Raw genomic sequence first — 12,060 nt, 5'->3', positions numbered from 1 at the left:
GGGCTTTCCCTTGGCGTGATATTCGGGCAATGTCGCGCCAAGGAACTGTGCAAGGCCCGAAAAAATGACGCAAAATAGGCCAGTTGGGCCAAAGCTGGTGAATTGGACCCCGCCGCCCGCGCCGGATGGTGCGCCGCTTGTTGGGCGCTACGCACGGTTGGACAGGCTGGATTCGGATCGCCACGCGGCAGATCTGCACCGCGCGTTTTCGGTGGATGATGCAATTTGGGACTATCTGCCCTATGGGCCGTTTTCGTCCTCGGCGCAGTTGCACCGGTGGGCGCGGGAGATGGCGGCGGGGAGTGATCCGCTGTTTTATGCCATTACCGACCTCGACAGCGGGCATTTGGGGGGCGTTGCCAGCTATTTGCGGATCACGCCGCAGGCGGGCACAATCGAGGTGGGGCATATCAATTTTGCCGCCTCTCTTCAGCGCACCCGTGCCGCAACCGAGGCGATTTTCGTTTTGATTCAATGGGCTTTTGAAGCGGGCTATCGCCGGTTCGAATGGAAATGCGATGCGCTTAACATGCCTTCGCGACGGGCGGCGCAGAGGTTTGGGCTGAGTTACGAGGGGGTTTTCCGGCAGGCGACGGTGGTCAAGGGGCGCAATCGCGACACGGCGTGGTTTGCCGCGATTGACGCCGAATGGCCTGCGTTGAAAGAGGCCTTTACGCTTTGGCTGGACCCGTCAAATTTTGACGCTCAGGGCCAACAGCGCGAGAGCCTTGGCAGCCTCACGCGGTTGGTTCGGGTGGCCTCTGATCCGGCGCAGCGCTGAATTTCCCTTATATTACAAAAGGTCAGGCGGTGTGGCCTCTCGTGCCAGTTCTGCGGCAACCTGATCCAGAGGCACGATGCGGCTGTCCTTTTCGCCCAAGCGGCGCAGGGATACGGTGCCATCCTCGACCTCGCGCGGGCCGCAGGCGAGGATCACAGGAACCTTGCCCAAAGAATGCTCGCGGACCTTGTAATTGATCTTTTCGTTGCGGGTGTCGGCCTCGGCGCGGATGTTAAGGTCTGTAAGGTTTTGGGCGACTTTTGTAACGTAGTCGTCGGCCTCAGACACGATGGATGCGACCACCACCTGACGCGGGGCCAACCAGAAGGGCAGGCGGCCTGCGTGCTCTTCGATCAGGATGCCGATGAAGCGCTCAAAGCTGCCCAGAACCGCACGGTGCAGCATCACGGGACGGTGTTTGGCCCCGTCGGTGCCGATGTAATTTGCATCCAGCCGTTCGGGCAGAACGAAATCCACCTGATGCGTGCCGCATTGCCATTTGCGCCCGATGGCATCGGTCAGGGTGAATTCGAGCTTGGGCCCGTAGAACGCGCCTTCGCCCGGGTTAACCTTGGGTTCGATGCCTGCGGCGCGGGTGGCGGATAGAAGGGCGGCTTCGGCCTTGTCCCAGACCTCGTCTGATCCGGCGCGCACATCGGGGCGGGTGGAAAAGAGAACTTCGAAATTCGGAAAGCCCAGATCGGTGTAGATACCCGACAGAAAGGTGATGAAGCGTGCGGTTTCCGATTCGATCTGATCCTCGGTGCAGAAGATATGCGCGTCATCCTGCGTGAAGCCCCGCACGCGCATGATGCCATGCAGCGCACCCGAGGGCTCATAGCGGTTGCACGAGCCGAATTCAGCCATGCGCAGGGGCAGGTCGCGGTAGGATTTGAGGCCCTGATTGAAAATCTGCACATGGCAGGGGCAATTCATCGGCTTCAATGCGTTCACGGCTTTTTCGCGGGCGTGATCCTCGTCGACTTCGACGATGAACATATTTTCCTGATATTTTTCCCAATGGCCGGATCTTTCCCACAGCTTGCGGTCGACCACTTGGGGCGTGTTCACCTCGACATAGCCGCCGCGGCGTTGCTGGCGGCGCATGTAATCCTGAAGCGTGGTGTAGACGGTCCAGCCGTTGGGGTGCCAAAACACCTGACCGGGGGCCTCTTCCTGCATGTGGAAAAGATCCATTTCGCGGCCCAATTTGCGGTGGTCGCGGCGGTCGGCCTCTTCAAGGAAGTTCAGGTAATCCTTGAGCGCGTCGCGGTTCTGGAACGCGACGCCGTAGATGCGTTGCAGCATGGGCCGCGTGCTGTCGCCACGCCAATAGGCGCCGGCCACGCTCATCAGCTTAAACGCGTCGGCGGGCACCTGCCCGGTGTTCTGCAAATGCGGACCCCGGCAGAGATCCTGCCAGTCGCCGTGCCAATACATGCGCAGCGGCTCAGAGCCGGGGATCGCCTCGATCAACTCGACCTTATAGGGCTCACCTGTGTCGCGGTAATGCTGGATCGCGCGGTCGCGCTCCCAGATTTCGGTGCGCACCGGATCACGCAGGTTGATGATCTCTTTCATCTTTTTCTCGATGAGACCGAGATCTTCGGGGGTGAAGGGGGCTGTGCGGTCGAAATCGTAATACCAGCCATTCGCGATGACCGGGCCGATCGTGACCTTCACATCTGGCCAGATTTCCTGCACCGCGCGGGCCATGATATGGGCAAGGTCGTGGCGGATGAGTTCGAGCGCGGGCGCGTCATCCTTGATCGTGTTGATGCTGATGGTTGCGTCGCGATCAATGGGCCATTGCAGGTCCCAATGTGCGCCGTCCACATGGGCGGAAATGGCGCGCTTGGCCAGTGACGGCGAGATGCTGGCGGCCACCTCTGCGGGGGTTACGCCTGCGCTGTACTCGCGCGCATTGCCATCGGGAAAGCTGAGGGAAATCTGGGCCATTTTCTTGGCTCCTCGTCGGTTTGGCGCCCACGGAACGCCCGGTTGCGGGTTTGATACGCGTCACATGCCCGTTCAGGCGGGCAAGGTCAATAGGAGGGCTTTTTCGCACGGAATTTTGCATGCAAAAGCATACGTTTCTCCTTTTGTCGCAGTGCAGAAAAAATCTATGGACATGTCGGATATGAGGCCCTAAATGCCGTATATCGGACACGCAAGATTCTTGCGTGCGCAACCAGAAGGGGGCCGGACATGCCGAAGTATAATTCGAATTTTGAGTTGTCGGTCGCAGACATGGAGCTGATCGAAAGTGCCTTGCTCAAGACCAAGGCGGATCTAACCACACAACCTGACCGTATGGCCGACGGATTGGCCTGCGCGGATGAGACCCTGCGCAAGATCCACGATCTGCTGGGGCGGCTCCACAATCAAAAAGTGTTCTACCGGCCACGTCGCGGCGCCTATATCGGCGGCTGATCCCGGGTGCCACGCCTGCGGTAATTCCGGTTTGCGCCTCTGTGTTGCAGCGTGCATGATTGTGCCGTTGCAGAAACGGAGGGCGCGATGGCGGACCCTGACTATTTGGCTGGTCCAGAGGGCCGCAATCTGGCCTATCACCGGAGCGCAGGGAGCGGGCCGGGTGTGGTGTTCCTTGGTGGGTTCAAGTCGGACATGCAGGGCACCAAGGCGCTGTGGTTGGAAGACTGGACGCGCGCAAAGGGGCGGGCCTTCCTGCGGTTTGACTATTCCGGGCATGGGCAATCCTCAGGCCGTTTCGAATACGGCGCGATTGGCGATTGGGCGGCGGATGCGCGGGCGGTCATCGAAGCCCTGACGGAGGGGCCGCAAATTCTGGTCGGGTCCTCTATGGGGGGCTGGATTTCGCTTTTGCTGGCGCGGGCGATGCCAGAGCGGATTGCAGGCTTGGTCACAATCGCCGCCGCGCCCGATTTCACAGAAGACGGAATGTGGGGCAGTTTTGATGCCGACCAACGGCATGCGCTGATCGAAGACGGGCAGATTGCGTTGCCGTCAGACTATGGCGAGCCCTATATCATCACACGGCGGCTGATCGAGGAGGGGCGCAACAATCTGGTGTTGCGCAGCCCGCTCAATTTGCCCTTTCCGGTTCGATTTCTGCAAGGCACCTGCGATAGGGATGTGGATATGTCGGTGGCAATGCGGCTGTTGGACCATGCCACGGGGCCGGATATGCGGCTGTGTCTGGTCAAGGGAGCGGATCACCGGTTTTCCGATCCAGAGTGTTTGACGCTGATTGGCGCGACCGTGGCAGAGGTGAGCGGGTGAGCCCCTTGTCGGGGGTGCCTATCTGGTGTCATGCTGGCGTCAGTGTGTTTCCAAATGTGACGGGTCAGAGACAAGGATGACGGATGAGCAGTGAACCTGTCGTGTTCTTGCCCGGAATGATGTGCGACGCACGGCTTTTCGCGCCGCAGATAACCGCGTTGAGCCCGGATATGGCTGTGACCGTTGCGCCAATCACGGGCGGGGACCGGATCGAGGAAATCGCTTCGGACCTGCTTGATGTGCTGCCGCGCCGGTTTGCGCTTGCGGGGTTGTCGATGGGCGGAATCGTGGCGATGGAGATTTTACGCCGCGCGCCGGATCGTGTGACGCGGCTGGCGCTGATGGATACCAATGCGCTGGCCGAGACGCCGCAATCGGCCACGGCCTATGAGCCGTTCATCATCAAGCTGAGAACCGGGGCGGTGGCCGCGGCGGCGCAAATGTTGCTGCGGCCAGAGTATCTGGCATCCGGGCCACGGCGGGCGGAGGTGATGGCCGAGGTGGTGCGGATGGCCGAGGCGATTGGGCCGGAGGTGATTATCCGGCAGACGCGGGCTTTGCAGCGCCGACGCGATTATCAGGCGGTGTTGCGGCGGTGTCAGGTGCCGGTGCTGGTGCTGTGCGGAGAAGAGGATGGGCTGACGCCGGTCAAGCGGCATCGGTTCATGGCCGATCTCATCCCCTATGCCAATCTGGTGGTGGTGCCGGGGGCGGGGCATTTGCCGGTGCTGGAGCAGCCCGAGACCACAACGGCGGCGCTGCGGGGTTGGCTGCGGCAGCCGTTGGTGTTGCAACGGCGGGTGGATGCGTGAGGAAAGTGGCGGCGGGTGAACCCGCCGCCTTATGTTTTAGCCGGTTGCGCGGGCGTTCTTATTCGCCGGCTTGGGATCTTTGCGCGCGTTGGCGTCGATGAAATCGAGCACCAAGGGCCGGATGTTGTTGCGCCAGGAGCGGCCCGCGAAGATGCCGTAATGCCCGGCCTCGGGTTCCAGATAGCTGGCCTTGAGGCTGTCGGGCAGGCCGGTGCACAGATCCAGCGCCGCGACGCATTGACCGGGGGCCGAGATGTCATCCTTGCCGCCTTCGACGGTCTTGACCGCGACGCGGGTGATCTTGCCCAAATCCACCTTGTGCCCGTTCACGACAAACCGGTTTTGCGCGATTTCCAAGCCTTTGAAAATACGCTCTACCGTGGAGAGGTAGAATTCGGCGGTCATGTCCATGACGGCCAGATATTCATCGTAAAAGCGGTTGTGGGCGTCGTTGTCAGAGGCTTCGCCGCCCGCGACACGCATGATCTGATCCGAAAAGGCCGTGGAGTGGCGTTCGGCATTCATTGACATGAACGAGGCAAGTTGCAGCAGGCCAGGATACACCTGACGGCCGACGCCTTTATACTTGAACCCGACCCGTTGGATCATGGTTTCCTCTAGCTGGCCCATGGTGACGCGGCGGCCAAAGTCTGTCACATCGGTCGGGGTGGCATCGGGGTTGATCGGCCCGCCGATCAAGGTCAGCGTGCTGGGCTGTGCATCTGGGTCCAGTTCCGCCAGATAGGCGGTGGCGGCCAGTGTCAGCGGCGCGGGCTGGCAGACGGCGATCACATTGACGTCTGGGCCCAGTGCCTTCATGAAATCGACAAGATAGAGGGTGTAATCCTCGATATCGAATTTGCCTTCGGACACGGGAATATCGCGCGCGTTATGCCAATCGGTGACATAGACCTCGCAATTCACGATGAGCGATTTCACCGTCGAGCGCAGAAGCGTGGCGTAATGGCCCGACATCGGCGCGACCAGCAGGATCTTGCGCGGTTGTTCCGGGCGGCCCGAGACGTTGAAGTGGATGAGATCGCCAAAAGGGCGCGAAACGACGGTTTCAATGTTCACGAGGTGATCGCGGCCATCCTCATGGGTAAAGGTGCGAATGCCCCAGTCAGGCTTGGACACCATACGCTTGAAGCTGCGTTCTGTTACTTCACCCCAAGCTGCCATCCATTGCAAAGCAGGGTTTGGCACCATACTGAAAAGCGGATAGGATGCGAGTGAGAGGGCGGAGGCACCCAGCCATTGATTGGTATTTCGGAGGGATTCCATCAGGTCGTATGTGGCCATGTAGCGCATGTTCGTCTCCTGTTCGGGCGGGTGGCCCGGTTTGCTCGTCGTATGATCCCCTCCGATCAATATGACGCTATGCTGCATAGCAGAAAATGTTAAGGGGAAATAGTCAAAATGGCAACGCAAGACGATGTCGCAGGGCAGAATCTGGAAAAACTCAACGAGAACCTTGCCAAGGTCGAGCAACTTTCTCAGCGGCTGATTCAAGCACTTGCTGCGCGTAATCCTGCCAACCCCACTTTGAACGGCCCCAATCAAGAGCTTTTTGCCAAGGCGGCAAAATCCTATTGGGCCGAGGCGGTTGAGAATCCCGGCAAGATCTATGAGCAGCAGCTGGAATATTGGGGCAAGTCGGTGCGCCATTTTCTAGAGGCGCAGCAGGTCATGCTGCGGGGCGAACCGGTGGCAGAGGAAGCAGAGCCCGATCCCTTGGCGGGAGATAAGCGGTTTTCCAACCCGCTGTGGAACACGCACCCCTATTTCCGTTACATCAAACAGCAATATGCGCTGAACGCGCAGGCCATCGAAAATGCGGTGGGCGATGTCGAGGACCTGCCGCCCAAGGACAAGCGGCGGCTGGATTATTTCGCGCATCAGATCATCGACATGATGTCGCCCACCAATTTTCTGGGCACCAATCCCGATGCCCTGGAACGGGCCGTGGCGACCGAGGGCGAAAGCCTGGTCAAGGGGCTGGAAAACCTGATCGCGGACCTAGAGGCCAACAGCGGCGAATTGGTGGTGCGGCTGGCCGATGACAAGGCGTTCAAGCTGGGCGAGAATATCGGCACCACGCAGGGCGAGGTTGTTTACCGCAACCGCATGATGGAGCTGATCCAATACAGCCCCACGACCGAGCAGGTGCATGAGATTCCGGTTGTGATCTTTCCGCCGTGGATCAACAAATTCTATATTCTCGATCTCAAGCCTGACAACAGCATGATCAAATGGGTGGTTGATCAGGGTTACACGCTGTTTGTCGTGAGTTGGGTGAATGCCGATACGAGCCATGCCGAGGTGGGCATGGAAGATTATATCGAAGAGGGCTTTCTGACTGCGATTCGCGAGGCCAAGGCGATCACGGGCCAAAAAGAGGTGAACGCGGTCGGTTACTGCATCGCGGGCACCACCCTGCATATGACTCTGGCGTTGATGGCCAAGCGCGGGGATAAGTCGGTCAAGTCCGCGACGTTCTTTACCGCGCTCACGGATTTTTCGGAGCAGGGTGAATTTACGCCATTCCTGCAGGATGATTTCATCGACGGGATCGAGGATGAGGTGACACAGCAGGGCGTGCTGCGATCCTTTATCATGGGGCGGACCATGTCTTTTCTGCGGTCGCGTGATCTGATTTATCAGCCCGCCGTGCGCAGCTATATGATGGGCGAGGCCCCGCCCGCGTTTGATCTGCTGTATTGGAATGGCGATGGGGCCAATCTGCCGGGCAAGATGACGGTGCAATATTTGCGTGGTCTGTGTCAGGGTAACCACTTTGTGACCGACGGATTCGAGATTTGCGGCGAGCGGTTGCATATCCGCGATGTCAAAGTGCCGCTGATGTCGATCACCTGCGAGACCGATCACATCGCCGCGTGGAAAGATTGCTATCGCGGGTTCCAGCAGACGGGGGCCAAGGACCGGACATTCATTGTTTCGGAGTCGGGCCATATCGCCGGAATTGTAAATCCGCCCACCAAGAAGAAGTATGGTCATTACACCAATCCGGATCTGAGCGCCGATGCCGAGGCGTGGATGGAAGGGGCGGAATATACCGCCGGATCGTGGTGGCCGCGGTGGGAATCGTGGTTGGCCAAGCGATCTGGCAAGATGATTTCGGCACGTGAACCGGGCGATTCGGAGCATCCGGCATTGGCCCCGGCCCCTGGCACCTATGTGCGTAAAAAGGCAACGCTTTGATCTTTTACGCTTTTTTATTAAGCTCCCGGTGAAAATGCTGCAGTGCAGAAAAAGCTTGAAATGCTGCAGTGCAGCATGTATATCTAAGTGCAGTTACAGAACCGGCGGACTGATCCGCCCTAGCCGAAAGGACCGAACCAATGGCAAAAGCACAAGATTTCACCGCGATGTTCAAAGATGTCATGGGCACATTCCCGGTTGACACCAAAGCTCTGGAAGACGCGTTCAAGAACCAAGCAACCCTGAGCGAGAAGCTCTCGGGTGTGGCTCTGACCGCTGCCGAGAAGTCGGCAGAGATTTCGAACAAGTGGACCAAAGACACGCTCGCCAAGCTGAGCGAAATGTCCAAAGCCAAAGCTGAGCCCGCTGATTACGCCAAGGCGATGACCGATTTCGCATCGGCCAATGCCGAAGTGGCCGCCGAGAACATGGCAGCCTTTGCCGAAGTGGCGAAGAAAGTTCAGATGGAAACCGTTGAGCTGATGCTTGCTGCTGGCAAGACCATGCAGGAAGACGCCACCAAGGTTGTCAAGAAAGCCGCTGACGACGTGACCGCAGCGACACAGAAGGCAACCGCAGCGGCCAAGTAAGGTTAGCAGACCCATACCCTGATCCCCTCCCTTGAGGGGTATGGACTGCGAAGGGCGAGCCATGCGGCTCGCCCTTTCTTTTTGTGGCGCTTGTGTCTAAGCTGTGCTGCAGCGCTGCATTCTCCGGGAGGATACCCCTTGGCCGACTCCAAAAAACCGCTGCTGATCAAACGTTACGCCAGCAGGCGGCTCTACAATACCGAGACATCCGATTACGTGACCCTTGAGGATATCTCGGAATTCATCCGGGAAGGGCGTGAGGTGCAGATCATCGACCTCAAATCCGGGGATGATCTGACGCGGCAATACCTTCTTCAGATCATTGCCGAACACGAAAGCCGGGGTGAAAGCGTGCTGCCGATCAATGTGCTGAATGATCTGGTGCGCAGCTATACCACGCAGGCGACCAGCGTTGTGCCCGAGTTTCTTGCCGCCAGTTTCGAGATGCTGCGCGACGGGCAATCCAAGATCCTTGAGAATATGACCAAGGCGAATCCTCTGGCTTCTATGCCGGGCATGGAGGCGATGCGCGCGCAGCAAGAGGCCTTTATGAAAGCGATGACAGGTGGGTTCAAGGGCATGGGCACAAGTGCGCCCCAGTCCGAAACGCCCGCAGGTGAGAGCAAGGAGGGGCTGGATGACATCAAGAAACAGCTCGCCGAATTGCAGGACAAACTGTCGAAGCTGGGCAAATAAGCCGACATGGTTGAGAGCCCGGGGCGGATAACCCTGTGGGGGATCGAAGTGTTCATGGCGGCGGCTGATGAGCGCTCTATTTCCGCTGCGGCGCGGCGGTTGGGGGCAAGCCCTTCGGCGGTGAGCCAGCAGTTGACCAATCTCGAAGGGGCGGTGGGGGCCACGCTGTTGCAGCGCAACGCGCGGCCCATCCGCCTGACGCCTGCGGGCGAGATCATGCATCGGCGTGCCTTGGCCATTCTCAACGAGGCGGCGCAGGCGCGGGCAGAGCTGGCGATGTCGCATCTGTCGACGCTGACGCGGTTTCGGCTGGGCATGATCGAGGATCTGGAGGCGGATGTGACGCCGCAGCTTTTGACCCATATGGCGGGTGAGTTGAAAGGCTGTCAGTTTCTGCTGGAGACGGGGGCCAGCCATCATCTTTATGATCAGCTTGATGCGCGCGCGCTGGACGTGATCGTTGCGGCGGAACTGGGCGGTGAGGCGGATTGGGTAGAGGTGCATCCGGTGCTGCGCGAAGGCTTTGCCGTGGTGGCCCCGCGTGGCGTGATCCGACCCGAGCGCGATGTTTTGCGGCAGCTTAAACGCCTGCCGCTCATTCAATACACGCAGCGGCATTATATGGGGCGGCTGATATCGTCCCATCTGGCGCGGCAGAATCTAAGTATTCCACACCGGTTTGAGTTGGACAGCTATCATTCCATTCTGGCCCTTGTGGGGCAGGGGGCGGGGTGGTCGATCCTGACGCCTTTGGCGCTGATGCGGGCGCGGCGCTTTGCCGATCAGATTGATGTGTTCGAATTGCCGATGGCCCCTCTGACACGTACGATCAGCGTGACGGCCCGCAAGGGGATTTTGCAGGACATGCCCGCGACCTTGGCGGAAAAGCTGAAACCCATTCTGCGCGATACGATTGTCACGCCAATTGTGGCGCGGCATCCGTTTCTGGGTGACGGTCTGTCGCTATTCTGAGCCGCTGCGGCGGTCGCGAAAGAAGGTCTTGAGCAGGGTCTCGGCCTCTGTCGCGGCGATGCCGTCATAGATTTCGGGCACATGGTGGCATTGCGGATGGCTGAACACCCGCGCGCCCATGGCCACGCCGCCAGATTTCGGATCGGCGGCACCGTAATAGAGCCGGGCAATGCGGGTGGCTGCGATGGCACTGGCGCACATGGCGCAGGGCTCGAGTGTCACGTAGAGATCATGCCCCGGCAGACGTTCCGAGCCAAGGGCGGCGCAGGCGGCGCGAATAGCCAGTATTTCGGCATGGGCAGTTGGATCGCTCAATTCGCGGGTGCGATTGCCTGCACGTGCCGCAATGGCACCTGACGGGGTGACAATGACAGCGCCCACTGGCACCTCGCCCCGCGCGGCGGCGGCGCGGGCCTCGTCGAGAGCGATATCCATATAGCTGCGAAATGTCATGTGCCGCTTGTGCCGCGTGCAAGACGCTTTCGCAAGCGCTGCAATTGCGCTATGCGCGGCGCATGAACAACAAAACCCCAGAGAAAAAGCCCCCCGAGGGCGAGCGTATCGCCAAAGTCATCGCCCGCGCCGGGATTGCCAGCCGCCGCGAGGCTGAGCGATTGATCGAAGAGGGGCGCGTCACGGTCAACGGGCAAAAGGTGCTGCGCGCTGCGCTTAATGTCACCCCCGCGGACAAGGTGGTGGTGAACGGGCGCGCGCTTGAGGCAGCAGAGCCGGCGCGGCTTTGGCTGTATCACAAGCCCACGGGCCTTGTGACGACGACGCGCGACGAGAAGGGGCGCCGCACGATCTATGACGATCTTCCCGAGGACATGCCGCGCGTGATGAGTGTGGGTCGGCTTGACCTTAATTCCGAAGGGCTGCTGCTCTTGACCAATGACGGCGAGTTGAAGCGCAAGCTTGAACTGCCCTCGACCGGCTGGCTGCGCCGTTACCGGGTGCGGGTGAATGGACGGCCCACGGATGCCAGTTTTGAGCCATTGCGCAAAGGGTTGGTGGTGGATGGCGAGGCGTTTCAGCCGATGATCGTCAGTCTTGATCGCCAGCAGGGGGCCAATGCCTGGATCACGGTGGCCATTCGTGAGGGCAAGAACCGTGAAATCAGGCGTGCGATGGAGGCGGTGGGGCTGGTTGTGAACCGGCTGATCCGGCTGTCCTATGGCCCGTTTCAACTGGGTCAGTTGAAGCCCGGTGCGGTGGAAGAGATTCGGCCGCGCGTGATGCGTGATCAGTTGGGCATGCCGCAAGAGCCCGAGGCCGAACCCGCCAAGCCCGCCCGCCCCAAGCCACAGCGACGGCGGCGCTGAGAACGCTGCAAGAGGATTGCGTTATTCGTGTGTGTTGATCCGGATCAAGGATCGGTCGGCTCTTGACGCCTAGGGTCAGGGGCGAGCAATCAAGAAGGAGAGATGCGCGATGTCCAACACCCCCCACGAACTGCTGGAAGAATTTCCGCAACTGGCTGACAAGATCAGCGAACTCAAGCAGTCGGATGCGCATTTTGCCAAGTTGGCCGAGGAATATCACGCGCTAAACCGCGCGGTGCACCGGGCCGAAACGCTGGTCGAACCGGTGGAGGAGTTGACCGAGGTCGAGATGCGCAAGAAGCGCGCGGCGCTCAAGGATGAGCTATACCGGATGCTGACGGCCTGAGACGGCACTTCGGTGAAGATAGCGCGCAAGGCGGTGGGCCCGTCTTGCGCGTTTT

General features: G+C 59.9%; 13 protein-coding genes. 10 read left to right on the top strand and 3 right to left on the bottom strand.

Going from position 1 to position 12,060, the window contains the following annotated elements; genetic code table 11:
- Positions 1-64: 64 nt before the first annotated feature.
- Entirely contained in the window at positions 65-781 is a 717-nt protein-coding gene (locus RAK1035_RS01705; protein ID WP_008279154.1) for a GNAT family N-acetyltransferase, read from the top strand.
- Between the two features lie 12 nt (positions 782-793).
- Here RAK1035_RS01705 and thrS read toward each other — a convergent pair whose 3' ends face one another.
- Positions 794-2,740 (bottom strand): threonine--tRNA ligase, encoded by a 1,947-nt coding sequence (gene thrS / locus RAK1035_RS01700; protein ID WP_008279153.1) that lies wholly within the window; start codon positions 2,738-2,740, stop codon positions 794-796.
- 249 nt (positions 2,741-2,989) lie between these two features.
- On the opposite strand from thrS, the gene RAK1035_RS01695 reads away from it, so the two are divergent.
- The 3 genes from RAK1035_RS01695 to RAK1035_RS01685 all read left to right on the top strand — a co-directional run bounded on the left by RAK1035_RS01695 (position 2,990) and on the right by RAK1035_RS01685 (position 4,857).
- Positions 2,990-3,214 carry a hypothetical protein gene (locus tag RAK1035_RS01695; protein ID WP_008279152.1) on the top strand — a complete coding sequence of 75 codons (225 nt, stop codon included), beginning with the start codon at positions 2,990-2,992 and terminating at the stop codon, positions 3,212-3,214.
- A gap of 87 nt (positions 3,215-3,301) precedes the next feature.
- Positions 3,302-4,045 (top strand): alpha/beta fold hydrolase, encoded by a 744-nt coding sequence (locus RAK1035_RS01690; protein ID WP_037296660.1) that lies wholly within the window; start codon positions 3,302-3,304, stop codon positions 4,043-4,045.
- An 83-nt stretch (positions 4,046-4,128) separates the two neighbouring features.
- Entirely contained in the window at positions 4,129-4,857 is a 729-nt protein-coding gene (locus tag RAK1035_RS01685; protein WP_008279150.1) for an alpha/beta fold hydrolase, read from the top strand.
- A gap of 36 nt (positions 4,858-4,893) precedes the next feature.
- Here the strand turns inward: RAK1035_RS01685 and phaZ are convergent, their stop codons facing one another.
- The gene (phaZ, locus tag RAK1035_RS01680; RefSeq protein WP_037296657.1) at positions 4,894-6,168 is read right to left on the bottom strand and encodes a polyhydroxyalkanoate depolymerase; all 1,275 of its coding nucleotides are present in this window, start codon (positions 6,166-6,168) and stop codon (positions 4,894-4,896) included.
- A gap of 108 nt (positions 6,169-6,276) precedes the next feature.
- Here phaZ and RAK1035_RS01675 point away from each other — a divergent pair, with 108 nt between their 5' ends.
- The 4 genes from RAK1035_RS01675 to RAK1035_RS01660 all read left to right on the top strand — a co-directional run bounded on the left by RAK1035_RS01675 (position 6,277) and on the right by RAK1035_RS01660 (position 10,337).
- Positions 6,277-8,079: a PHA/PHB synthase family protein gene (locus RAK1035_RS01675; protein WP_008279148.1), complete on the top strand. Its 1,803-nt coding sequence runs from the start codon at positions 6,277-6,279 to the stop codon at positions 8,077-8,079.
- 140 nt (positions 8,080-8,219) lie between these two features.
- Positions 8,220-8,669: a hypothetical protein gene (locus tag RAK1035_RS01670; protein ID WP_008279146.1), complete on the top strand. Its 450-nt coding sequence runs from the start codon at positions 8,220-8,222 to the stop codon at positions 8,667-8,669.
- Positions 8,670-8,807: 138 nt separating this feature from the next.
- Positions 8,808-9,365, top strand: coding sequence for a polyhydroxyalkanoate synthesis repressor PhaR (phaR, locus tag RAK1035_RS01665; protein ID WP_008279145.1), 558 nt, complete (start codon positions 8,808-8,810; stop codon positions 9,363-9,365).
- 6 nt (positions 9,366-9,371) lie between these two features.
- Entirely contained in the window at positions 9,372-10,337 is a 966-nt protein-coding gene (locus RAK1035_RS01660) for a LysR family transcriptional regulator (protein WP_008279144.1), read from the top strand.
- Here RAK1035_RS01660 and RAK1035_RS01655 read toward each other — a convergent pair.
- A complete protein-coding gene (locus RAK1035_RS01655; RefSeq protein ID WP_008279143.1) occupies positions 10,329-10,790 on the bottom strand; it encodes a nucleoside deaminase in 462 nt (153 codons plus the stop codon). The two genes, RAK1035_RS01660 and RAK1035_RS01655, sit on opposite strands and share 9 nt — an antisense overlap.
- 62 nt (positions 10,791-10,852) lie before the next feature.
- On the opposite strand from RAK1035_RS01655, the gene RAK1035_RS01650 reads away from it, so the two are divergent.
- Entirely contained in the window at positions 10,853-11,659 is an 807-nt protein-coding gene (locus RAK1035_RS01650; protein ID WP_008279142.1) for a pseudouridine synthase, read from the top strand.
- A gap of 109 nt (positions 11,660-11,768) precedes the next feature.
- Complete coding sequence (locus RAK1035_RS01645; RefSeq protein WP_008279141.1) at positions 11,769-12,005, top strand: YdcH family protein; 237 nt, start codon at positions 11,769-11,771, stop codon at positions 12,003-12,005.
- The last annotated feature ends 55 nt before the right edge of the window (positions 12,006-12,060 follow it).

The organism is Roseovarius sp. AK1035 (genome assembly GCF_003288315.1).
Lineage (GTDB): Bacteria > Pseudomonadota > Alphaproteobacteria > Rhodobacterales > Rhodobacteraceae > Roseovarius > Roseovarius mucosus_A.
Note: the sequence above shows the minus strand (reverse complement) of the source record. Positions and strands in the feature narration are given on the sequence as shown.